Origin of the sequence: Xanthomonas vasicola pv. musacearum NCPPB 4379, assembly GCF_000277895.2 — a bacterium.
GTDB lineage: Bacteria > Pseudomonadota > Gammaproteobacteria > Xanthomonadales > Xanthomonadaceae > Xanthomonas > Xanthomonas vasicola.
The window spans coordinates 2,870,286-2,893,407 of sequence record NZ_CP034655.1 but is presented as its reverse complement, the minus strand read 5'-3'; the positions used below and the strand labels follow the sequence as shown (position 1 = coordinate 2,893,407).

Sequence of the window (23,122 nt, the reverse complement as noted above, 5' to 3'; positions counted from 1 at the left end):
GTCTTGCGACGAAGGTCACGTCAGCGATTGCAGCGCCGCGTCAAGCGCGGCAAGCTGATGAATTCAGTCGCGCGCGTACTGACTCGTAACGCCTGCGTGATAAATTCAGGTCTATGAAGAACGTGAAGCCGATGAGCGCAAACCGCATCACTACTGGCAGCACCGGGCTCGACACCATTTTGCGTGGTGGTCTGCCGCCCAATCGTTTGTACCTGCTCGAAGGCCAACCTGGCTCCGGCAAGACAACGCTCGCACTGCAGTTCCTGCTGGATGGTGCGGCCAAGGGCGAGAGTTGCCTGTATGTGACCTTGTCTGAAACCATCGACGAGCTCACCGAGGTGGCTGCCTCGCACAACTGGTCGCTGGATGCGTTGGGCATCTTCGAACTGGCATCGGCAGAGGCGTTTCTGGGCGATGGGCGGCAACAATCCATCCTGCATCCGTGGGAAATGGAGCTGGATGGCACCATCAAGCTCATCCAGGCCGAAGTGGACCGGGTCAAGCCAACGCGAGTGGTGTTCGATTCGCTGTCCGAGTTGCGCCTGCTGGCGCAGGATTCGCTGCGCTACCGCCGCCAGGTGCTGGCGCTCAAGCAGTATTTCGCGCCGCGCAACATCACGGTGTTTCTGGTGGACGATCTCACCGGCGAGAATGGTGAGCGCGATGCGCATCTGCATAGCTTGTGCCACGGGGTGATTTCGCTGGAGCGCATGACGCTGGATTTCGGCGCAGCGCGGCGGCGCATGCAGGTGCAGAAATTGCGTGGCGTGGATTTCATCGCCGGGTATCACGATCTGACCATCGTCACCGGCGGCATGCGTATCTATCCGCGTCTGATCGCCTCCGATCACCATACCCCGTTCGTCGGCGAGCCAGTGCCGAGTGGTGTCAAGCGTATCGATGCATTGCTGCATGGCGGCCCGTTGCGCGGCACCAGTACCTTGCTGACCGGGCCTGCCGGGGCTGGCAAGACCAACCTGGCGTTGCAGTACTTGGTGGCGGCGTGTGAGCGCGGCGAGCATTGCTGCGTGCTTGAGTTCGATGAGCGCACCGGGACCTTGTTGAAGCGTGCCGAAGGCCTGGGCATGGATCTGCGCAAGTATCTGGATTTGGGACTGCTGGAATTGCACCAGATGGACCCGGCCGAACTCACTCCGGGCGAGTTCGCCTGGACGGTGCGTGACAGCGTGGAAGAGCGCGGCTGTCGCATTCTGGTGATCGACAGCCTCAACGGGTATCTGTCGTCGATGCCGCAGGAAAAGCAGCTGATGCTGCAAATGCACGAGCTGTTGTCGTATCTCAACCAAAGCGGCGTGACCACGTTCCTGATCAATCCGCAGCAGGGTTTGGTGGGCAGCATGGCGACCAGCAGCAGTCTCAATGTGTCCTACATGGCCGACACCGTCATCCTGCTGCGCTTTTTCGAGGCGAAGGGACGCATTCGCAAGGCGTTGTCGGTGATCAAGAATCGCAGCGGTGCGCATGAAGATGCGATCCGTGAATTGCGCGTCGGGAGCAATGGTCTGCAGCTGAGCCAGCCGCTGGAGAAATTCCACGGTGTGTTGACCGGGACGCCGCAGTTCGTTGGAGACGAAGAGCCATTGCTGGATCGTCCCCTTGACTATCTGTGACCCGGACGGCTCCATCGTCCACATCATCGCGCCGTTCGGCCGCGATGCCGAAAGCATTGCCGGCATCGTCGGCGAACGTGGGCTGACGCGTCGCGTCTACGCCACGCTGGCCGCGCTGGCGGGCGATCTGCACGACGCCTCCGGCGTGGTGGTGCTGACCGACGAAGCGATCAGCGGCGACTTGCATGCGCTGTCGCACATTCTGCAGGACCAGCAGGCGTGGTCGGACATTCCGTTCGTGTTATTGCGCACGCCGCGTGGTGCGCATAACCAGCGAAATATGCGTTTACCGGCGGAGATGACCAATGTCATCGAGCTGGAACGGCCACTCAGTTCGGCCTCGTTGCTGAGCGCCATCTCCACTGCGTTGCGCTCGCGGCAGAAGCAGTTCGTGATCCGCGACCAGATGGCGCAGTTGGCCGAGAGCCGTGCGGCCCTTGCGCAGAGCGAAGCCGAACTGCGCCGCGTGACCGATGCGCTGCCGGTGCTGATTGCCTTTATCGATAAGAACCTGGTGTACCGCTTCGCCAATCGTTCTTACGAAGACTGGATCGGCGTGCCGCCTGCCAATGTGATCGGGAAGCCGCTGGCGGACGTGGTGGGGCCTGCGATGGTCGAAGAGCGCCACGCCTGGATCGAGGCGGCCTTGGCGGGGCAGACATTGACCATCGAGACCAGCTGGCCGCATGCCGATGGGCGCCGCCGCGAGGCAGAAATCCGCTACATGCCGCGCTTCGATGCGGATGGCCAGGTGGATGGTTTCCATGTGTTCGCCACCGATGTGACCGCGCGCGCGCTGGCGCTGGAATCGATGCAGCAGCAGGCCAGCGTGCTGGAAGCCAAGGTGGTCGAACGCACCGCTGAACTGCAGCAACAGATGCTGGCGCGCGAATCCAGCGAAGCAGCATTGCGCCAGGCGCAGAAGATGGAAGCGGTGGGCCAGCTCACCGGCGGCATCGCGCACGATTTCAACAACATGCTCACCGGCATTTTGTCTGCGCTGGATCTGGCGCGGCTGCGCATCGACCAGGGGCGCACCGAAGGGCTGGGCCGCTTTCTGGATGTGGCCTCGGCGTCGGCCTTGCGCGCGGCCGCGCTCACCCAGCGGCTGCTGGCGTTTTCGCGTCGGCAATCGCTGCAAGCGCGGCATCTGCAATTGAACGATCTGGTGGTGTCGCTGCAGGAGTTGTTGACGCGCACGCTGGGCGAGTCGGTGCGCCTGGAAACCGATCTGCAAGCAGATCTGCCGCAGGCGTACGTCGACGAAAATCAGCTGGAAAGCGCGCTACTCAACCTGGCCATCAACGCGCGCGATGCCATGCCCGATGGTGGGCAGCTGCGCATCGCGACGCGCCACCTGCAGGTGGACGATCAGCCGCTGGAACTCGGTCGTGGCATCGCGTTAGCGCCTGGCAACTACGTGGTGGTGTCGGTGGCCGATACCGGAACCGGCATGCCGGCGGATGTGCGGGAACGCGTATTCGAGCCGTTCTACACCACCAAGCCGACCGGCCAGGGCACCGGCCTGGGCATGTCGATGATCTACGGCTTCATGCAGCAGTCCAACGGCCAGGTGTGGGTGGAATCGCAGCAAGGCGCGGGCACCACGGTCAGCCTGTATCTGCCCGCCGGGATTTCCGTGCAAAGCGTGTTGCCGCCCACGCAGAGCGATGCAGTTTTGGCCGGGCAGGGCCAGCAAGTGCTGGTGGTGGAAGACGACGAACAGGTACGGTTGCTGGTCACCGAATTGCTCAGCGAACTGGGTTACCAGGCCGACGTGGTGGCCGATGCGGACGCGGCGCTGCCGATTCTGGCCTCGCCACGACAGATCGATCTGTTGGTCACCGATGTCGGCTTACCGGGCCTCAACGGGCGCCAGTTGGCCGAGATCGCGCGGCAGTCGCGGCGCGATTTGCCGGTGATCTTCATGACCGGCTACGCGGAAACGGCGCGCGACCGTGGCGAGTTTCTCGGCGAAGGTATGAGTATGATCGCCAAGCCATTCACCCTGGGCGAGTTCAGCGGAAAGCTGCACGAAGTGCTGGGGCCGTCGGTCTGAGAGTGAGTAGCACAACTTAGCGAGTGTCGTCAGCTGGGCATGGACATCGCATGGAGCCTGTTACTCGCCTAATACGTGCGCTGTTTAATCGCCTCGCGTGGCAGCCATCGCGCATCAGGGCCAGCCACCCAGCAGCCGCCTGCCTCAGCGCGCGCCACGCTCGGACTGCCGCGCACTGGCCATCGATTCGGCCACCGCGATCTTGTCTGCCACCGCTTTCTGCATCGGCGAGCCAGTTTCCAGCAAGCCATGCAGATGGCGCCAATGTGCGGTGGCCGCGGCAAAGTCCTGCTGCTGAAAATCACTGATGCCGAGCAACCATAGGCCGCGCTGATTGTCCGGCTCGCGTGCAATCACCTGTTGCAATCGTGTGCGCGAGGCTGCATCAATGGCGAAGTCGCTATGCGTGGCCATATCTGCTGCCACCCAGCCGACAATGGCGGCGCTGATGTCGGGCGCGATCTTGAGCGCCTGCGCATAGGCCTCACGCGCGTCGGCTGGGCGGTCGTTCTGCTCGTCCGTTTTGGCCTGCTGCATCCAGCGTTCCAGCGCCTGTTCCTGGGGGGCGGCAGCGGTGCTTGCAGCCTGCGCCTGCGCGGTAGCTGGTGCTGTCGCCTCGGCTTGCGGCGGCTGTGACGCATACACACGCGTGGCCATCGCCTCCGGCGCGCCCACCAGCCGATATAAACCGGCAGTGGCTAACGGCAGGGCGAGCACCAATAAAATCGACAAGCTGTAGCGCGCGTTTGTATTGCCGGTGGGGTGGCGCAGCAGTGGCACCAACAACAGCAGCAACGCCACCACCACCAGGGCTGCGCTTGCGACATAAAAACCCATCATCACCACTCTTCCTCAGCCTGCGGCGCCACCGGTGTCCCGGCGCGCGCGCGTTTGCGCACGGTGTGGATCACCACGCCCGCACCGGCAACCAACATCAGCGCCGGCCCGAACCACAGCAGCCAGGTGCCGCGCTTGACCGGTGGGTCGTACAGCACGAAATCCGAATAGCGCTCCACCATGTACTGCTTGATCTGCGCATCGCTCTTGCCGGCCTGCAGTTGCGCGAACACCTGATGCCGCAGGTCGCGCGCAAGGCTGGCATTGGAATCGGCCAGGTTTTCGTTCTGGCACACCAGGCAACGCAATTGCGCGGTCAAATGCTGATAGCGCGCCTCCTCGCTGCGGTTCTTGAACGGTAGCGGGTCCACCGCCTGCGCCGCCAGCGAGGGCGCCAGCAGCACACCAAGCAGCAACACCAGCAGCAGGCGCACACGCCGGCCTTCTGTGCGCCAATGCAACAGCAGTGTGTGACGCGCCGACGCCATCACGGCGTTCCCTTGGGCAGCGCGGCAATGGCCGGCAGCAACTCATCGTTGATGGCATCCGGGGTCAGCACGCCGATGTGCTTGTAGCGGATGATGCCCTGCGCATCGATCAGAAATGTTTCCGGCGCGCCGTAGACGCCGAAGTCGATGGCGGTCTGGCCGGCTTCATCGGCGATTATCAGCGCATACGGGTTGCCGAGTCGCGCGAGCCAGGCGGTGGCATCGGCGGGCACATCCTTGTAGTTGTAGCCGATCAGCGGCACGCCCAACCGGATGGCCTGCGCCATCAGCACCGGGTGTTCGTGCACGCATTCGGCGCACCAGCTGCCGAACACATTGAGCACGTACGGCTTGCCCAGCAATTGATCACGGCTGACGCGTTGTTCGGGTTGATCCAGTCGCGGTAACGAGAACGCTGGTGCCGGTTTGCCTATCAACGGCGAAGGCACATCGCGCGGATTGTGCTGCATCGTCCACAAGATGCCGAAGCCGAACAGTGCTGCCAGCAACAGGAAGCCCAGCAAGGGCAGTAGACGATTCACGGGAGCGATTCCTGTGCGATGACGACAGCCGGATGTGCTGCAGATGCGGCCGATGTGATTGCGGTCGCCGGCGTACGAAATCGACGTGCGCAGGCGCTGACAAAACCACCCAGCATCATCAGCAGGCCGCCGGCCCAGATCCAGCGAATGAAGGGTTTGTAGTACAACCGCAGTGTCCAGTCGTTTTCGATGTGCTGATCATCCAGCGGCTCGCCGAGTGCCACATACAGGTCGCGGGTGACGCCGGGATCGATCGCCGATTCGGTCTGAATGCGCTCGCTGCTGTACAGGCGTTTTTGCGGATGCAATTGCGCGACCACCTGGCCGTCGCGGCTGACCTGCACGCCGCCTTGTTCGGCCTTCCAGTTCGGCCCATCCACCAACTGCACGCCGTCGAAGCGGAAGCGGTAGCCGGCAATCTGCGCGCTCTCGCCGGGCGACAACCGCACATCGCGTTCCACCGACAGGCTTTCGGACACCAACACGCCGGCAACGAACACTGCAACGCCCGCATGCGCGATCAGCATGCCGGCCATTTCAGCCGGAAAGCGCCGGCCACGCGGCATGTCTCGCCAGCGTTTGACCACGTACAACGCGGTGCCGGCGGCCACCCATGCGGCGACACCGATGCCAGCAATCGCCTTGGCCTGGCCATCGGCAACCACGCTGCCGACCAACGCGCAGGCGATCGCGGCGATACCGGCGCGCGTGCCGAGTGCCTTCAACGGTGCGGCTTCGGCCTTGCCCCAGCGCAGGTACGGGCCGAACGGCAGCAACAGCACCACCGGCAACATCAATAAGGGAAACAGCAGGCCGAAGTAGGGCGGCCCGACCGACACCTTGCCCAGGCCGAACGCATCGGCAATCAGCGGGAACAAGGTACCGAGCAACACCATGGCGGCAGCCACGGTGAGCAGCAGGTTGCCGATGAGGATGCCGGTTTCGCGCGAGGCGGCAGCGAACGGTTTGCCGCTGGCAATCTTGGGCGCGCGTAGCGCATACAACAGCAACGAGCCGCCGACCACCGCGACCAGAAAAATGAGGATGTACAAGCCGCGACGCGGATCGGCAGCGAAGGCATGCACCGAGGTCAGCACGCCCGAGCGCACCAGGAACGTGCCCAGCAGCGACAGCGAAAACGCCAGGATCGACAGCAGGATGGTCCACGCGCGCAGGCTACCGCGTTTTTCGGTCACTGCCTGGGTGTGGAGCAAGGCGGTGCCGACCAGCCAGGGCATGAAGCTGGCGTTTTCCACCGGATCCCAGAACCACCAGCCGCCCCAGCCCAGTTCCGCATACGCCCACCAGCTACCGGCGACGATGCCGGCGGTGAGGCAAGCCCATGCCACATTGGTCCACGGCCGCGCCCAGCGCACCCAGGCCTGTTCCAGTTCGCCACCGAGCAATGCCGCCACTGCGAACGCGAACGCCACCGAAAAGCCGACATAGCCGGTGTACAGCACCGGCGGGTGGAAGGTCATGCCCGGATCCTGCAGCACCGGATTGAGTTCGTTGCCATCCAGCGGAATCGGCGACAGCCGCCCGAATGGATTGGAGGTCAGCAGGATGAAGGCCAGAAAGCCCACCGAGATCAGCCCCAGCACCGCCAGCACACGGGCGGCGAAATGCTGCGGCAGATGCCGGCTGAGGGCGGCCAGCAACACCGTCCAGGTGGCGAGGATGGCGATCCACAACAGCAACGAGCCTTCGTGCGCGCCCCACACCGCAGCGAAGCGGTAGTACCAGGGTAGGGCGATGTTGGCGTTGGCGGCGACGTAGCCAACCGAAAAATCCAGCGACAACAACGACCAGGCGAGCAAGCCGAACGCCATCCACACGAATACCGCCTGGCCCACCGCCGCAGGCCGCGCAATGCCCATCAACGCGGTATTGCCGCGCCACGCGCCGATCAACGGCAGCACGCCCTGGGCAAGCGATAACAATAGCGCCAGGATCAGTGCGATCTGGCCGAGTTCAGGCGTCATGGGCGAATCGCAGGGTGGAATGGAGGGAAATCATCGACGGACGTGGCACCAACCAGAAGCGCATCAACGCGGCGTGGCTAGCGGTGCGGCGCTGGCGGGGATTGGTTTTCCAACGTGGCCCTCGGCCATCGCATCCTTCAACTCTTTCGGCATGTAGGTTTCATCGTGCTTGGCCAGCACTTCGTTGGCGACAAAGCGCCCGCCCTGCATGCGCCCGTTGGCGATCACCGATTGGTTGTCGCGAAACAGGTCCGGAAGAATGCCGGTGTACTCCACCTGGGTCGCAGCGTTTTTATCGATGACGGTGAAGCTGACTTTCAGCGAATCGGCGGCGCGCTGGATCGAGCCGGCCTTGACCATGCCGCCGAGCCGAAACTGCTGATAGCCGGTTGCTTCGCCAGCGTGCACCTGGCTGGGAGTGAACAGGTAGCTCATGTTCCGCTGCAACGCGAACACGATGAGCGTAACGGCCAGCGCGGCGGCGGCGAGGACGCCGATCACCAACCACAGACGTTGTTTGCGCGTGGCATTCATGGCGCGTCCCGCTCCAGCACAGGGGCGGGTTGATCGCGCACGCGTCGCGGTACCTGTCGCTGCAACTGCCCGTGCAGTTCGCGCGGCAAGCGGCGACGCCGCAGCCACGGCGCTGCAAGATCGGCCAGTAGCACCAGCACGAACAACGCGTAAGCGGTCCACACGTAGTGGCCGTAGCCGCCCATCGCCAGAACGGTGCTCATGCGGTGCGCTCCGTCAACACGATGCGGCGGACCCACTCCTTGCCGCTCTCCAGCGCCAGCAATTCCACGCGCACGCGGCCGAACAAGCTGGCCACGTAATAGCACTTGGTTGCCAGCATCATGGTCAGCAGCGGCCACAGCATGTCTGCGCTCATTTTGGAGGGGCCGAGCAGGCGTACGGTAGAACCCTGGTGCAACGTGTTCCACCACACCACCGAGTAATGCACGATCGGTAGATTCACCAGGCCCACCAGCGCCAGCAAGCCGGCGGCGCGCATCGCCTGGCGGCGGTCCTCCACGGCGTAATACAGACCCAGCACGCCCAGGTACAGAAACAGCAGCAGCAACTCGGAGGTGAGCCGCGCATCCCAGGTCCACCAGGTGCCCCACATCGGCTTGCCCCACAGTGCGCCGGTGCACAGGGTGATGAAGGTAAAGGCCGCACCGATTGGTGCCGAGGCCATGGTGACCACTTCGGCCAGCTTGATCCTCCACACCAGCGCAATGAATGCCGAAACACCCATCGCCGCGTAGATGAAAAGACTCATCCAGGCACTGGGCACGTGGATGAAAATGATGCGATAGGCATCGTGTTGCTGATAGTCCGGCGGTGCCAGCACCAGGCCGCCGTATGCGGCCACTGCGCCGAGCAGCAACGCCAGCCCCAGCGCCCACGGATGCACGCTACCGGCGACGCGATAAAACGTGGGCGGCGAGCTGAGTTGATGCAGCCACAGGGGAATCCACTTGGCCATGCCGGTGCCGTCAGTTGGAATGTTTGGCGTGAGGCGCCAACGCCTGCACTGCGGCGCCGGCGTTGACCTGCAACTGCCCGTCGGAGACCTTGCTGGTGCGCTGCATGAGTTCGCGCAATGCGTTGGCATCCATCGACGGTTGCAGCGACAACAGCAGCGCGGCCATGCCGCTGACATGCGCAGTGGCCATCGACGAGCCGGAGGTGAAGTCGTAACGGCCGTTTGGCTGCGTGGTCAGGATGTCCTTGCCGGGCGCGCTGAGCACGCCCGGCATGGCCGGAGTTGCGCTGCTGCTGCGCACGACCAGCACGCCGGGCACGTCATCGGGAAATCCGTCCAGACGCCCGTTCGGCGGCATTGCCGCCACCACGATGCGGCCCTGTTGCACCAACTGCTCCAGCATCTTGCTCAGCAGCGGATCGGCGGGGCCGCCCAGGCTCAGATTGATCACCCGCGCCGAGCTGTTGTTGATCGCCGCCAGCGCCTTGGCCAGGGTGAAGGTATTGCAGCGTGCGGTGGCGCCGACCGTGGGCGCGTACCAGCACGCCTTGTAGACGCTCAACATGGCCTTGGGTGCCATGCCGACGATGCCTTGGTGATTGTTGCTGCCGGCAGCAATGATGCCGGCCACTTCGGTGCCGTGCGAATCGGTGCTGGTCGTCACCGGTGTGTCATCGACCAGATCGTGCACGTCGCGGATGCGCGCCTTCAGATCCGGGTGGTTGGTATCCACGCCGGTATCGACGACTGCGATCACCACGCCGCGCCCCTGGGTGACGGTCTGCGCGCTGGCGGCATCGGTGTCGATGAAGCCGCGTTGCATGTCCACGTACGGGTCGTTATAGCCGGATAGCGAAGTGGTCTGTTCCGACGCGTCGGCCGAGAACACCGAGAAATCCTGCACCGGCTGCACCAGCTCCACGCCTTCGTCGTCGGCGAGTGCACTGACCAGTTCATCGCGCGACACGCCAGGCGGGGGTTGCAGCACGGCGCAATACAGACCCAGCGAGGTGATCGGCCAAGCCGAGACTTCGCGCAGTTTGTAGCGTTGCTTGATGCTGTCCATGCGCGCGGCCGCCTTCTGGCCGGCACCGTAATAGCTGGATGCATAGCCGATCAGGCTGGATCCGGCGCGGGCTGGCGGTGCAGCGAGCGGGTTGGCCACCGCCAGCAGGATGTCGCGGCTGCTGTCGGGCATCTGCGCATCTGCGGACGGCGTGGCGGAGCCGGCGCCGTCCGTTGCTGGCTCCTGGAGAACTGCGGCAGCGTGTGCGCTTGTGTGCGCGCCTAGGCCAACGAGTGCGGCGATCAGGCCGATGGCGAGCAGACGATTCATGGCGCCGAGACGATCTCAGCCAGCCTGATGTCCGGGTTGGCGCGTAGTTGCTGCACGGTCTGCTGCGGTTGGAGGGGCGGCTGCGGTGCGGCAGGCACCACGGTGTAGGCGCCCATGTCGTTCGGGCCACCAACCACCTGCAACTGCTGCGCATGCAGCAGCCGGTCCCAGTCGGCCACGGTCATCTTCGCGTCCGGCACCACGCGGATGGCGCCTTGCGGCACCGGCAGGGCGGTGGCGCTGCTGAGCGTGCGGTAGTCGTGCGACGGCGCGGGCGAGGCCAGCTTGACGCCCATGACGCCCAGCCCGATGGCCTGCACCAGCGCTGCTGCGGCCAGCGCACGCACCGTCCAGCTGCCGGAGCGGCGGGCTGCCGGCACACGCGCAGGTGCGGTGTGCTGCTCCGGTGCATCCAGGCGGCCGAGCAGGCGTTGCAGCCCGGCGTTCGGGTCCAGCTTGACGGCAGACGGCAGCGCCAATGCTTGGCGCAGGCGGTTCTGCTGGGCGAATTCGGCGCTACACGAGGCGCACTTGGCCACGTGCGCAATCAGCCAGGTATTTTCTTCCTCGGTAGCACTGTCCAGCAGCACCGCCGGCATCAATTCCCAGGCGTGCGAGCATTCCTTGCCAGGCGCGATGAAAAACGTCTTCATTGCATGGTCTCCGTGTAAGGGGCGCTGCCGGCCAGGCCGGGCAGCACATTGCGTAATTTGACCCGGGCGTGGAACAGCCGGGCTTTGATGGTGCCCACCGGGCACTGCATGATGTCGGCCACTTCTTCGAGCTTGTGGCCGACGCCGTAGACCAGTTCGACCACCAGGCGCTGGTCTGGCGACAACCGTTCCATGCCCTTGTCCAGCCAGTCGCGCAGTTCGCGGTCGTCGTTGTCGTCGGCGCTGGGGGCGTGGTCCTCCACCACCGCGGTGTCGTCGATGGCTTCGCCGTCATGCTGGCGCAGGCATTTGAGCCCGCAGCGGTAGGCGATGCCCATGATCCAGGTGGACACCTGCGAGTCGCCGCGGAAGTCGCCGGCTTTCTGCCAGGCGATCCAGAAGCAATCATTGATGGCTTCTTCAATGATGTCCGGGCGGCGGGTCAGCCGCGACAGGAACCGGCACAGCCGGCCGTGGTAGCTGTGGTACATGCTGGCCAACGCGTCGCGATCGCCCGCAGCCATGCGGCGCAACAGCATGCGGTCGGTGGCATCGCCCAGGGTGTCGGTGTCATTCATCAAGGCAGGCATGGCGGGTAACGCACGTTAGTGCGCGTAGGCGGGCAAAAGGTTGCGTAAGGATCAGAACGCTCTGGACACCGTGCCCAGCCATGGCGTTTCGCCGGGGCCGCCCTGCATGCGTGGGGTATTGCTGCTGGTCAGGATGCGCTCGGCTTTCAACGTCCATCCGAGGCGGCTCCACTTCAGGCCCAATTGACCGTACTGATAGCGGCCGGAGTGCGCCGCGCCGTAAGCCATGGCCGGAAAGCGCGAGGAGCCGGCGCCCAGCAACAGGCTAAAATCGTTGCGCAGCGGGATGTTGGCGGTGATGTCGAATGCCGCATTCCACGGCGACTGGTCCGCGCGCGGGAAGTTGAAGGTGGATATCGCAAACGTCAGTACGTCGCGGTAGGACCAGGCCAGGCTGGCTTCCTGGCGGTTGAAGGTACGGGTGGAGCGGTCGGTCGGGTAGCCGTAGTAGAGCAGGCTGGCCTGTATCTGCCAGCGGTCGCCCAGCATCCAGGCGCGCCCGACCTGGGCGGCGACTGCCACCGGGTCGCTCCAGTCGGGCGACTGCAGCGCGACCGAGGTAGAGACCGACCAGCCGGGGGAGGGCAGCCAGTAACCGGCCACCTGCACGGTGACCTTGTTGGGCGCGATGGAGATGCCGCGGTCGATCAGGCTGGAGGTCACCGCCACCTCGCCGCCGAGGTCGTTGGCCAGGGCGCCGCCGCAGCAGCCAGATGCCAGCGTGAGCAGCAGCCATTGGAACAGCCGGGGTTGCCTGCGTTGCATCTGCAGGCGCGCGTGCCGCTGAGTGGGCGCGGCTAGCGGGGCCTCGGCATGTTCGTGGCGGACGGCAATGCCCATCAGTGCGTCCACGGAAAACTACCACGGGCGCAGTGGCGTTGCGGTCGCAGGGGGAGCGGCTTGGAAGTTGGAACGGTCTGCACTGGGGTGAGAGCTGGGCGTGAGACGGGGCGCGATGGTGAACTATGACGGTGAGCGAGACCGCCGCGGCTGCGGCGATTTCGTCCGTATACGCGAAGGCACAACGTCCGGCAACGCACATCCGCCCTGTCCGGCCCGTGCAGGATTCTCCAGATCCGGACTGGACAGCCGGCCGACGGAGAGGCCGCCGCGGCTGGAAAGCGCATCAACTACAACCACGGTGCCAGCGAAGGCCGCCGCGGCTGTGGCGCCGTGCACGCGATGCCGAAGACTGCAACCGCAGGCAGGCAACGTGCGTTGCGGTTCCGTGCGGCATCCGTCCGCCCGGCGGATGCCGACGCGCCACGCGCTGATCGACCCTACTTCAAGGTGTTGAGGTAGGCGATCAACGCGTCCAGCTGCTTTGGATCGTCCAGGCCGTCGTACTTCATTTTGGTGCCCGGCAGGGCCTTGGTCGAGGATTGCGACAGATAGGTCTTGAGCTGGGCCGGGGTCCAGGTCCACTTGCTGTTCTTGAGCGCGTCGGAGTAACCGCTGAAGTCCGCCACGCTGCCGGCAGGGCGGCCAGCCACGCCGAACAGGGATGGGCCTTTCTTGTTCTTGCCCTGTTTGGCGCTATGGCATTCGCCGCATTCAGTGAGGAGGATGCCGGCGCCGTCGGCAGCGTGTGCCGAGGGCATGGGCAGTGCGCCTGCCAGCAACAGGCCAGCCAGCGGCGCGCACCACAGGGAGAGTTTGCGGGGTGAGTTCATGGAGATCCGTACAAGTGGGGGGGATTAGAAGGTCAGGTTCACCGACAGGGTGAAGCTGTCGAGGTCGCGCGGATTGGTGATCGGCGCGCTACGGAACACGTTGGACGTGCTGCCGTTGAACTTGTCGAAACGGAACCAGCCAGCCGACACGCGCAGGTTGGCGATCGAGGTGTAGGTGCCTTCCTTGCCGAACGGGGTCCAGTACACCAGGATCAAATTGCTGGTGGTGTCGGGGATGCCCACCGGCGAATAGCGCGCCGCATCGAACGAGCCGGTGTTGATCATGTGCGCGGCCAGCACGCCGTAGGACTGCTTGAAGGCGTAGTTCATGCTGATGGTCTGATCGCGCACGCTGCCGCGGTCCAGTGCCGGCATGGTCGGGTCGGTCGACATCAGCGGGCTGCCGTATTTGCGACGCTCATAGATGTTGACGTAGGCCAACGACAGCACGTGCTCGCGGGTGCCGAGGAATTGGTAGGTCAGGTCGTAACCGAAATCGGTGAGGTCGTCGCTGGGCCCGACACGCAGCGGCTGGCGGCGCGTATTGAGCGCAGTCAGGCCCACCGAGAAGAACTGGCGCTTCATGTCCTTCATATAGGCAAGACGCGCATAGCTGGTGCCGCCGAGCTTGCCCGGGTCGCCGTTGACCGGCCAGCCGAGGCGATCCTGCGCCGATGGTGACAGCGCGCTGTAGCTGCCCACTTCGCCGTACCAATTGCGGTCGTACAGCCCATAGACGCTCGCGCCGATGACGCGGTTGGACAGCGCCGAGGAGCTGAGCATGGTGGACGCGCCACCGTTGGAAGCCGGGTTCAGCGTGGAGGCGTTCGGCAACACGTGCACCGGGTCGGAAATGCCCGGGTTGTTGTTGACGCTGACGCCGATAATGGTGTCCTTGCCGGCCATCTGGAACGGCTTGCTGACAAAGCGCAGATCGACATCGTCCAGGCGCGTATCGAAAGTCGCATTGCCGCTGTTGCTGGAGCGGATCTTCGAATAGCCGCCGATGTTGTCGCTGAGGCGGCCGCCCAGGTACAGATCCGCTTCGCGCAGACGTGAGGTGCTATCGCCACGGTTCGGGTTGTTGCGCGACCAGGTGAGCTGGCCGGACACCGGAATCTTGGTGCCGTCGCCATCGGTATCGGTAAAACCGCCGAGTTTGAAGCGCATGCCGTAGGGCGTGAGCGACGGGCCGTAGGAGCCGACATGGCAATCCGCGCAGGACGAGCCGGTCTGACGTGCGAACGAGGGAATCGCCTGCGCCTGCGTACTGGCCAGCAGCAGCAATGGGCCGGACACGCACAACAAGGAGGTCAGGGAGGCGGTACGCGTGGCAGTGCGACGCGGAATGGGCTGGGAAATGGGCATGGAAAGTCCTTGTTCGACGGTGCGGGAGGCAGCGGTGCGGGAATGGGCGAGTAAACGAACGACAGAAGGCGGGGCGCGACGGTTCATGCGCGCTTGCCCGGCAGCACGCGGCGCAACAGGCCGTCGCGCAACACCAGGTGATGCCAGAGCGCGGCGCCGATATGCAGCAGCACCAGCGCCAGCAACGCCCAGGCGGCATTCAAGTGCCATGTACCGAGGGTATCGCCGAGGTCGCCGTCCGGCGCGACCAGCGCGGGCAAGGGGATGCCGAAGAAATACACCTGCTTGCCGTAGGCACTGCTCAGCGACCAGCCCAGCAACGGCAGCGCAAGCATCAGTGCGTACATCGCTACATGTGTGGCACCCGCAGCCAGACGCATCGGCAGCGACGCGGGTGGGCCGGGCGGCAGCGTGCGCAGACGCATGCGCAACCCGATGCGCAACGCGAACAGCAGCAGCACCAGCAGGCCGAAATGGCGATGGCCTTCCAGCAGCCACTGACGCAATGCACGGCCATCCAGTTCGGCGCGCAGCAGGATCAGCGTGGCTGCCATGATCAGGCACAGCACTGTGAGCCAATGCAGCACGCGCATCGATTTCGGCAGCGGCAGCACGCGCGCAGATGGGGGCGTCTGTTCTGGCAGGGGCGAGGTGCCTGCGCCGGAGGCGGGAGCGCCGACGGGCGCCTGTGGGGATGAACTCATCTGATCTGTCTTCCGGTGGCGGTCGTTGGTTCCGGCAACGTGCTGTGCTGCCAGGCCTGGCTCCCCACGCCGGCCGAATGGCGGCCAGGTGAACGTGTACCGATGGGTGCGGCGATGTCGGAAAAAGGTTGCATCGCCTCTGCACATCGCTGGCACGCGCTGCATGTCGCGGTGCTTCGGCACGCTCGATTGCGCTTGCGCGGACATCGCTTCGCAGGGTCGCGACCGCGCGCAACCTTTCGCGCAACCCGGCGCACTCAGGCATGTCGCACCACGTGCAGTCAGCGGTTACGCCTCTCCGATCATGGCCATCGAACGCATCCAGTTGCACACCCACGGTGACGATCGCGGGTTGCTCATTTCGTTGGAGCAGCAGCGCAATATCCCGTTCGAGATCCGTCGCGTGTATTACCTGTTCGGCACGCGTGACGGCGTGCATCGTGGCCAGCACGCGCACCGCCAGCTCAATCAATTTGCAGTGGCCTTGCACGGTTCGGTGACGATTCTGCTCGACGAAGGCAACGGCGATGGTGCCAGCGAAGTGGTGCTGGACGACCCCTCGCAAGGCCTGCTGCTCGGCCACATGGTATGGCGCGATCTGTACCGCTTCAGTGCCGACTGCGTGCTGATGGTGCTGGCCGACCAGCTCTACGACCCGGGCGATTACATTCTGGATTACGACCAATTCGTGAGCGAAGTGCGCAGTAGCACGCAGCCGCAAGCCTGCAGGTTGGAAGCATGAGCGCACCAAAACCATTGGTGATCGTCGGCGCTGGCGAGTTCGCGCAGATCGCCTGCGAATACTTCCGGCACGACAGCGACTACACCGTGGTGGCCTTCAGCGTGGAGCGCGACTTTCTGTTGCGGCGCACGTTAGCCGGGTTGCCAGTGGTGGCTTACGAAGAACTGGAGCAACGCTACCCGCCTGACCGGTACGCGGTGTTCGTCGCGATTCCGGCGACCCACCTCAATCGCCTGCGCACGCGCTTTTTTCAGCACGTGGTGCAGCGCGGCTATCGCTGCGCCAGCTATTTGAGTTCGCGTGCGTTCGTCTGGCATAACGCGCAGATTGGTGCCAATTGTTTCATCTTCGAGGGTAACGTGGTCCAGCCATTTACCCGCATCGGCGATAACTGCGTGTTGTGGAGCGGCAACCATATCGGTCACCGCACGGTGGTGCAGGATCATGTGTTCATTGCCTCGCATGCGGTGATTTCCGGCTATTGCGAGATCGGGCAGGGCAGCTTTATCGGCGTCAACGCTACGTTGAGCGACAAGGTGCGCATTGCAGCAAACAATGTCATCGGTGCCGGCGCGCTGGTGACCCGACATACCGAAGCCGAGCGCGTCTACGTGGGCTCGCCGGCGCGCGCGGTGGCGGGAAAATCCAGCTTCGACGTGGAGCTCTGAGCCGTGTTTGCCTGGAAAAAACGCGGGCTGGTGTTCGATGTCGCACGTGATGGCGTAGGCGGTTGGATGCACCATGCCGCATTGACGCCCACGCCGCACCGTCTCTCCGCACAGGTGCTGCGCGTGTACGCCGGCTTTCGCGATGCGCAGGGCGTGAGCCGCATTGGTTATGTGGATGTGCGCGCCGACGCACCCACGCAGATCGTCGGCGTCAGCAAGCAACCAGTGCTCGACATCGGCCGCGATGGGTGCTTCGACGACAACGGCATGATCCTGGGTGATGTGGTGGCCGGGCCGGACGGGCTGTACATGTTCTATGTCGGGTTCCAGCGGGTGGCCAAGGCCAAGTTTCTCGCCTTCACTGGTCTGGCGGTCTCCTGCGACGGGGGCGAGAGCTTCCAGCGTCGGCAGGAAACGCCGCTGCTCGATCGCGCCCCCGGTCGCAGCACGATTGCCGCAGTGCATTCGGCACGCTACGAAGAGGGCCGCTGGCGATTGTGGTACGCGGTGGGCGATGACTGGGAAACGATCGGCGGCCAGCCATATCCGCGTTACCACATCCGCTACGCCCAGGCCGACGACCTGCGCTGCATCCCCGCCGACGATGCTGTGTGCCTGCGTCCACGCGGCGACGAATACCGTATCGGGCGTCCGCGCGTGTACCGGCTCGGCGAGCGCTATCTGATGTATTTCACCCGTGGCGACCTCCAGGGCGGCTACTTTCCCGGCATCGCCTTCAGTAGCGATGGGGTGCACTGGGAACGCGACGACCGCCAGTTGGGGCTTGCATTGTCCGATGACGGCTGGGATGCGCAAACGCTGTGCTACCCCGCCTTGATTCAGCACGGCCAGCGCGTGTTGATGTTCTACAACGGCAACGCGATGGGGCAGGCGGGCTTCGGCCTGGCAGAGGCGGCGTTGCCGGTTGCGTTACAGGGCGGCCATGTTTTCGGTTAGGCCGTACGTGCCAGGCGATGCGCCCGCGTGGGATGACCTGGTGGCGTCGTCGCGTAATGGCAATCTGCTGCATCGGCGCGGCTATATGGACTATCACGCCGCGCGTTTTGTGGATGCGTCATTGCTCGTGGAACGCGCGGGCGAGGTTGTAGCGGTGTTCCCGGCCAACGTGCACGGCGATTGCGTCAGTAGCCATGCCGGGTTGACCTATGCCGGGCTGTTGTCGTCGATGGCGCTGCGCGCCGGCGCGACATCGCAGGTGTTTGAACAGATTGCCGCGCACTACCGAGCGCTTGGCGTGCGCCAGATTGTCTACAAGCCAGTGCCGCATATCTTTCATGCGTATCCGGCCGAAGAAGACTTGTACGCGTTGCATCGGGTCGGCGCGCAGCTTTATCGGCGCGATCTTTCGTCGGTCATTGCGCTACGCAAGCCGCTTGCCTTCAGTGCCGAGAGGCGGCGCTCCATCGCCAAGGCCCGCAAGGCCGGCGTGCAGATTCAGCGCGGAACTCAGCTGGACGCCTTTCATGCCTTGCTGACCCACGTATTACAGCGGCATGGCGTAGCGCCGACGCATCGGCTGGATGAGTTGCAACTGCTGCAAGGCCGGTTTGCACAGCAGATTGTGCTGCATGAAGCGCGCGCTGACGGGCAGCTGGTGGCGGCCGCATTGGCATTCGATTTCGGCCGCAGTGTGCACACCCAATATCTGGCGGTGTCCGAACAGGGCCGCCAGCTGGATGCGCTGAGTCTGCTGCTGGCCGAGCTGATTACCGATGTGTACGCGCAGCGCGACTACTTCAGCTTTGGCATCTCGACCGAGCAGGGTGGACAGGTGCTCAACGAAGGGTTGGTGGAACAAAAGGAACGCTTCGGCGCGCGCGCCGTGGTGCAGGATTTCTATCGATGGACGTTGTAATGGATGTGCCTTTCCTGGATTTGCGCGCCGTCAATGCGCGCTATGCGGATGAACTCAAAGCCGCCGCGGCGCGGGTGGTCGATTCTGGCTGGTATGTGCTCGGTCAAGAGCTGGCTGCGTTCGAAGACGAATTCGCCAGTTATTGCGGTACCACGCATGCAGTGGGCGTGGGCAATGGGCTGGATGCGCTGGCGTTGATCCTGCGTGGCTATCGCGAGTTGGGCGTGTTGCGCGAAGGCGACGAGATCATCTTGCCGGCCAACACCTTCATCGCGACGTTCCTGGCGATCAGCCAGAACCAGCTGGTGTTGGTGCCGGTGGAACCAGACCCGATCACCTTCAACCTTGATCCCGCCAAGGTGGAGAAGGCCATCGGGCCACGCACGCGCGCCATCATCGCGGTGCACCTGTATGGCCAGCTGGCTGATATGCAGGCCTTGCAGACACTGGCCCACCGCTACGGCCTGCTGCTGATCGAAGATGCCGCGCAAGCCCACGGTGCAAGCGCACAGGGGCGACGCGCCGGTGCTTTCGGCGATGCAGCGGCATTTAGTTTTTTCCCGACCAAGAACCTTGGCGCGCTGGGCGATGGTGGTGCAGTGACGACCTCGGATGCGCGCCTGGTCGAGCGGATTCGCGCGCTGCGTAACTACGGCTCGGAGGTGAAGTATCACCACCTCTGCCAAGGCGTGAATTCGCGTCTGGATGAAATGCAGGCTGCATTTGTGCGCGTCAAACTGGGCTATCTCGAAGAAGAGATCACGCTGCGGCGAGCAGTGGCGCAGCGCTATCTGCAAGGCATCGACAACCCGTTGATCGTGCTACCCACACTGGTGGCCGAGCAGCAGCACGTCTGGCATCTGTTCGTGGTGCGCAGCCCGCAACGCGATGCATTGCAGAAGCATCTGTTGCAGCAAGGCATCCAGACGCAGATTCATTACCCGGTGCCGCCGCACCGGCAGCCGGCGTACGCCACCTTGGGGGAGGCCTGCCTGCCGCTGAGCGAGCGCTTGCATCAAGAGGTGCTGAGCCTGCCGATGGGGCCGGCGCTGGATGACGCAGCGGTTGCGCACGTGATTGCGGCCTGTCGGTCGTTCGGTTGCGGCACATGAATGTCGTGCGCAGCAGCGCCTACACCGGCGTTGCAACGCTGGCCAAGCTGCTGGCGGGTTTGGTCCTGGTCAAGTTGGTTGCCGTCTATGCCGGGCCGCAGGGCGTGGGCCGGCTCGGCCAGTTTCTCAACCTGATGTCGGTGCTGGCGGTCGTGGCCGGCGGCGGCATCAGTGCCGGTATCGTCAAGTATGTGGCGCAGTACCGTGACGACGCGCCCGCGTTGGCGCGCTTGCTGAGTGCAGCGCTCTGGTATGCGTTCTGCGCGGCCTGCGTGATGGCACTGCTGGCGGTTGTATTCAGTGGAGCGATTGCCGAGCGCCTGCTGGGTGATGCGAGTTACCGCCCGCTGATTTGTGTGTTGGCGATTGCGCAGCTAGGCATCGCACTGCTCAATTACACGCTGGCGGTGATCAACGGCTTTATGGATGTGCGGCGGCTCGCCTTCGTGCAAGTGTCTGGCGCCGTGCTGAGCGTTGCACTGGTCACGTGGCTCTCCAGCCGGGCACAGTTGCACGGCGCGTTGCTGGCACTGGTGCTAGGCCAGGTGCTGTGGCTACTGGCCGCGGTCCCGGCGCTGCGGCGTAGCCCGTATTTTCAGCCTGCCATGTGGCGGATGCGCTTCGATGCGCAAATGACCTACCAGCTGGCAGCATTTTCGGTAATGACGCTCACCTCTACGCTGGTGCCGCAGCTGGTGACCATCCTGGTGCGTGACCATCTGGCGCTGCTGTTCGGCTGGGAGCAAGTCGGTTACTGGCAGTCGGTGAGCCGGGTCTCGGATGCCTATCTGCTGTTCTTCACCACTGCCATCAACGTGTACTACTTGCCCAAGTTGGCCTCGCTGCGCGGCTCTGCCGCCTTGGGCCAGGAACTTCGCAGTGCATATCGCTACGTGATGCCGGCGGTGATCGTGATGGCACTCGGCGTTTACGTGTGTCGTGACTGGGTCACTTGGCTGCTGTTCGATACACAATTTGCCGCGGCAGCGCCGCTGTATGGCCCACAATTGCTGGGCGACGTAATCAAGATCGCCGCCTTCGTGCTGTCGTACGTGATGCTGGCCAAGGCAATGACGCGGCTGTTCGTGATCTCCGAATGCGTGTTTGCGGCGAGTTATCTGACGCTGGTGTACGTGTTCACCGCGCGGTTCGGGCTGATCGGTGCGATGTATGCCTTCGCCGCCAACTACGTGCTGTATCTGTTGTTCAACATTGTGGTGGTGCGGCGCTATCTGGGGCGCACGGCATGAACGATCAGGCGACTGCATCGGCACATGCACGCTGGCCATTGGTGTCGGTGCTGATTCCGGCGTTCAATCATGAGCGTTTCGTGCAGCGCTGCCTGGATAGCGTGTTGGAAGATCCGTATCCATGCAAGGAGATCGTCATCATCGACGACGGCTCCAGCGATGCCACCGGCGAAACGATCAGCCAGTGGATCAGCGATCATGGGCAGCGGCTACCGGTGCACTTCGTGCAGCGCAAAAATCGTGGTGTAGCCGCTACGCTCAACGAACTGGCGTTGCGTGCGCGGGGAGAGTATCTGCGGCTTGGCGCAAGCGACGATTACCTTCTGCCCGGCGGGCTGGACGCGCAGGTGCGTTACCTGCGCGCACACCCGCAAAAGCTGGCGGTGATTGGCGATGCCTGTGTGGTCGATGAGCATGGGCAACTGCTGCATGGCAGCGCCATGCGCGATCTGCACGGGGTGGATACGGACCTGTATCGCTCCGAGTCCGGCATCCGTCGCGCGGTGATACGGCACTGGGCGGTCAGCGGGGCAGTGGCCCTGCTGCGGCGTAGTGCCTTCGATGCATGCACCGGCTGGGATGAGTCGCTGCGTATCGAAGACTGGGATTTCTTCCTGCGCCTGGCCGCACGTAATGCACTGGGCTTTGTCGATCTACCGGTGTGCGCGTACCGCCTGCATGGTAACAACCTCAGCAAGACCGTGCATGTACCGGCGCGCATCGCCAACCTGCGCGAGTCGCAGCAGGTGGCGCTGCGTTGCGCGCCATTGTTCGGCGAGCCTGATCGCACGCTGGCGCATGCACAGGCGCACTACATCGCAGCCAAGGTCGCGTTTCTGCGGCGCCGGCCGCACCAGGTGGTCATGCAGTTATTGGCCTACGCATGGTTGTCGCTGCCAGCGAGATGGTGGCCCAAGCGCGCCGCGCGCGCGGCAAAGCTTGCATGAGCGCGCTGCTACGCCGTCCGGCGACCTATCTCGCATTTCCGATGCTGCTCAGCTGCGCGTTGACGTGGCTGACCTACGCGCTACCGGACGGGTACGTAGAAGGCATTGTGTTACTCGCGCTTGCGGCGGCGGCAACCTTCGCGCTTGATGCGGCGTTGCGCACACAGCTGCCGTCGGTTGAGCGCTTTCGCCATTACCGTTATGCCGGCACCCGCGATGCATTCCTGGCGATGACCTTGGCCGCGGTGGTGACGGTGTTCTGCATCGCCGACGTGGTGCTGTTTCCGATTCCGTTATTCAGCGATCCGTCGTCGTACGCCACCTTGAGCCCGTTGCGCGCGCATGTGCGGCATATCTCCAACATGTGCTGGATCCTGCCGCCGATTGCACTGCTGTGCGTGCGCCATCGCGGGCTACGCGCAGCGATGGTGACGCTGGGGTTCGTGTTCCCGATCGTGGTGATCGACCGCAACCGTATCTTCGCTGGCCTGTTCTCGTTCGTGCTGATGATGCTGTTGCGCCGCGACCCGGCACGCCGCCTGCCGTGGAAAACCGTCGGTCTGCTAGTGCTGGCGGGTGGCGGGGTGTTTTCGATCCTTGGCGCGTTTCGGTCCGGCTCCCTGGCGACGGTGGCATTGCCGTTCAGTGCGTTCTATCGCGCTATGCCGCAGGGCGTGCAATGGCTGCTGCTGTACATCAGCGCCGGGCCGTACAACTTCGGCGCGATCGTGGCCAAGGGCTACATCAATGCCAGTTTTCTGGTCAATCAGCTGGTGCCGTTCAGTGGTTCGATTGCGACTGCCGACACCAGCATTCCGCTGGATGCACCCAACATCAATGTGGGCACCGAGTTCTTTCCGTTTTTGATGGCATGGGGCGCACCAGGGGCATTGATGGCGTTGTTTGCCCTGTATGCCGGCTTGGTCTGGAGCGTGCGCCGGCTCAATGGGTCACTGTCGATCTTCCATGTACTGATCTTCCTGCGCATCGCCTACGCCTGCTTGATGTCGCCTTTCGCGCCACAGGCATTCACCTGGACCAACTTCGGCTTCATTGCGCTGTGCCTGGTGCTGCATGCCTGCACGCTGTTGTTGCCCAACCGCCTGTCCGCATGTCCGTCTGCCGCGTAAGCGCGCAGCACGCCATTCTTCGCCCCATTGCAGAGCCGC

At 64.0% G+C, this 23,122-nt stretch carries 24 protein-coding genes; 10 read left to right on the top strand and 14 right to left on the bottom strand.

Annotation, left to right across the window (positions count from 1 at the left end):
- Positions 1–113 precede the first annotated feature (113 nt).
- Positions 114–1,631 (top strand): ATPase domain-containing protein, encoded by a 1,518-nt coding sequence (locus KWO_RS13455; RefSeq protein ID WP_010378335.1) that lies wholly within the window; start codon positions 114–116, stop codon positions 1,629–1,631.
- Positions 1,618–3,690 carry a PAS domain-containing protein gene (locus tag KWO_RS13450; RefSeq protein WP_017112216.1) on the top strand — a complete coding sequence of 691 codons (2,073 nt, stop codon included), beginning with the start codon at positions 1,618–1,620 and terminating at the stop codon, positions 3,688–3,690. Before KWO_RS13455 ends, KWO_RS13450 begins: the two co-directional genes overlap by 14 nt.
- Positions 3,691–3,834: 144 nt before the next feature.
- On the opposite strand, the gene KWO_RS13445 is transcribed toward KWO_RS13450, so the two are convergent.
- The 14 genes from KWO_RS13445 to KWO_RS13375 form a co-directional block, all read right to left on the bottom strand.
- Entirely contained in the window at positions 3,835–4,530 is a 696-nt protein-coding gene (locus KWO_RS13445) for a tetratricopeptide repeat protein (RefSeq protein WP_017112215.1), read from the bottom strand.
- On the bottom strand, positions 4,530–5,015 hold the full coding sequence (locus KWO_RS13440) for a cytochrome c-type biogenesis protein (protein ID WP_010363698.1): 486 nt from the start codon (positions 5,013–5,015) through the stop codon (positions 4,530–4,532). The genes KWO_RS13445 and KWO_RS13440 overlap by 1 nt, the downstream gene beginning before the upstream one ends.
- Complete coding sequence (locus KWO_RS13435) at positions 5,015–5,557, bottom strand: DsbE family thiol:disulfide interchange protein (RefSeq protein ID WP_010363696.1); 543 nt, start codon at positions 5,555–5,557, stop codon at positions 5,015–5,017. Before KWO_RS13435 ends, KWO_RS13440 begins: the two co-directional genes overlap by 1 nt.
- The gene (locus tag KWO_RS13430) at positions 5,554–7,542 is read right to left on the bottom strand and encodes a heme lyase CcmF/NrfE family subunit (protein ID WP_010378323.1); all 1,989 of its coding nucleotides are present in this window, start codon (positions 7,540–7,542) and stop codon (positions 5,554–5,556) included. The genes KWO_RS13435 and KWO_RS13430 overlap by 4 nt, the downstream gene beginning before the upstream one ends.
- 63 nt (positions 7,543–7,605) lie before the next feature.
- Complete coding sequence (gene ccmE / locus KWO_RS13425; RefSeq protein ID WP_010363692.1) at positions 7,606–8,076, bottom strand: cytochrome c maturation protein CcmE; 471 nt, start codon at positions 8,074–8,076, stop codon at positions 7,606–7,608.
- Positions 8,073–8,279, bottom strand: a complete 207-nt coding sequence (gene ccmD / locus KWO_RS13420) for a heme exporter protein CcmD (RefSeq protein WP_010363690.1) — start codon at positions 8,277–8,279, stop codon at positions 8,073–8,075. Before ccmD ends, ccmE begins: the two co-directional genes overlap by 4 nt.
- Positions 8,276–9,034 carry a heme ABC transporter permease CcmC gene (ccmC, locus tag KWO_RS13415; protein WP_010378321.1) on the bottom strand — a complete coding sequence of 253 codons (759 nt, stop codon included), beginning with the start codon at positions 9,032–9,034 and terminating at the stop codon, positions 8,276–8,278. Before ccmC ends, ccmD begins: the two co-directional genes overlap by 4 nt.
- Positions 9,035–9,044: 10 nt before the next feature.
- Positions 9,045–10,370 (bottom strand): S8 family peptidase, encoded by a 1,326-nt coding sequence (locus tag KWO_RS13410; RefSeq protein ID WP_017112214.1) that lies wholly within the window; start codon positions 10,368–10,370, stop codon positions 9,045–9,047.
- Complete coding sequence (locus KWO_RS13405; RefSeq protein WP_010378314.1) at positions 10,367–11,023, bottom strand: zf-HC2 domain-containing protein; 657 nt, start codon at positions 11,021–11,023, stop codon at positions 10,367–10,369. The genes KWO_RS13410 and KWO_RS13405 overlap by 4 nt, the downstream gene beginning before the upstream one ends.
- A complete protein-coding gene (locus KWO_RS13400; RefSeq protein WP_017112213.1) occupies positions 11,020–11,613 on the bottom strand; it encodes an RNA polymerase sigma factor in 594 nt (197 codons plus the stop codon). Before KWO_RS13400 ends, KWO_RS13405 begins: the two co-directional genes overlap by 4 nt.
- A gap of 51 nt (positions 11,614–11,664) precedes the next feature.
- On the bottom strand, positions 11,665–12,453 hold the full coding sequence (locus KWO_RS13395) for a TorF family putative porin (RefSeq protein WP_010363680.1): 789 nt from the start codon (positions 12,451–12,453) through the stop codon (positions 11,665–11,667).
- 440 nt (positions 12,454–12,893) lie between these two features.
- The gene (locus KWO_RS13385) at positions 12,894–13,286 is read right to left on the bottom strand and encodes a c-type cytochrome (RefSeq protein ID WP_010363678.1); all 393 of its coding nucleotides are present in this window, start codon (positions 13,284–13,286) and stop codon (positions 12,894–12,896) included.
- 24 nt (positions 13,287–13,310) lie between these two features.
- On the bottom strand, positions 13,311–14,654 hold the full coding sequence (locus tag KWO_RS13380) for a hypothetical protein (protein ID WP_010378311.1): 1,344 nt from the start codon (positions 14,652–14,654) through the stop codon (positions 13,311–13,313).
- 83 nt (positions 14,655–14,737) lie between these two features.
- On the bottom strand, positions 14,738–15,358 hold the full coding sequence (locus tag KWO_RS13375) for a cytochrome b (protein ID WP_174856805.1): 621 nt from the start codon (positions 15,356–15,358) through the stop codon (positions 14,738–14,740).
- A gap of 304 nt (positions 15,359–15,662) precedes the next feature.
- Here KWO_RS13375 and KWO_RS13370 point away from each other — a divergent pair, with 304 nt between their 5' ends.
- From KWO_RS13370 to KWO_RS13335, 8 genes are read left to right on the top strand one after another with little or no spacing between them, the layout of a single operon-like run.
- The gene (locus tag KWO_RS13370) at positions 15,663–16,100 is read left to right on the top strand and encodes a sugar 3,4-ketoisomerase (protein WP_026112088.1); all 438 of its coding nucleotides are present in this window, start codon (positions 15,663–15,665) and stop codon (positions 16,098–16,100) included.
- Positions 16,097–16,768: an acetyltransferase gene (locus tag KWO_RS13365; protein WP_010363668.1), complete on the top strand. Its 672-nt coding sequence runs from the start codon at positions 16,097–16,099 to the stop codon at positions 16,766–16,768. The genes KWO_RS13370 and KWO_RS13365 overlap by 4 nt, the downstream gene beginning before the upstream one ends.
- A 3-nt stretch (positions 16,769–16,771) precedes the next feature.
- Positions 16,772–17,725 (top strand): glycoside hydrolase family protein, encoded by a 954-nt coding sequence (locus tag KWO_RS13360; RefSeq protein WP_010378301.1) that lies wholly within the window; start codon positions 16,772–16,774, stop codon positions 17,723–17,725.
- A 7-nt stretch (positions 17,726–17,732) separates the two neighbouring features.
- A complete protein-coding gene (locus tag KWO_RS13355) occupies positions 17,733–18,644 on the top strand; it encodes a GNAT family N-acetyltransferase (protein WP_010378298.1) in 912 nt (303 codons plus the stop codon).
- Entirely contained in the window at positions 18,644–19,756 is a 1,113-nt protein-coding gene (locus KWO_RS13350; RefSeq protein WP_010378297.1) for a DegT/DnrJ/EryC1/StrS family aminotransferase, read from the top strand. The genes KWO_RS13355 and KWO_RS13350 overlap by 1 nt, the downstream gene beginning before the upstream one ends.
- On the top strand, positions 19,753–21,006 hold the full coding sequence (locus KWO_RS13345) for an O-antigen translocase (RefSeq protein ID WP_010378295.1): 1,254 nt from the start codon (positions 19,753–19,755) through the stop codon (positions 21,004–21,006). The genes KWO_RS13350 and KWO_RS13345 overlap by 4 nt, the downstream gene beginning before the upstream one ends.
- Positions 21,003–21,953 (top strand): glycosyltransferase, encoded by a 951-nt coding sequence (locus tag KWO_RS13340; RefSeq protein ID WP_010363657.1) that lies wholly within the window; start codon positions 21,003–21,005, stop codon positions 21,951–21,953. Before KWO_RS13345 ends, KWO_RS13340 begins: the two co-directional genes overlap by 4 nt.
- Entirely contained in the window at positions 21,950–23,083 is a 1,134-nt protein-coding gene (locus KWO_RS13335; protein WP_026113235.1) for a hypothetical protein, read from the top strand. Before KWO_RS13340 ends, KWO_RS13335 begins: the two co-directional genes overlap by 4 nt.
- Positions 23,084–23,122: the final 39 nt, after the last annotated feature.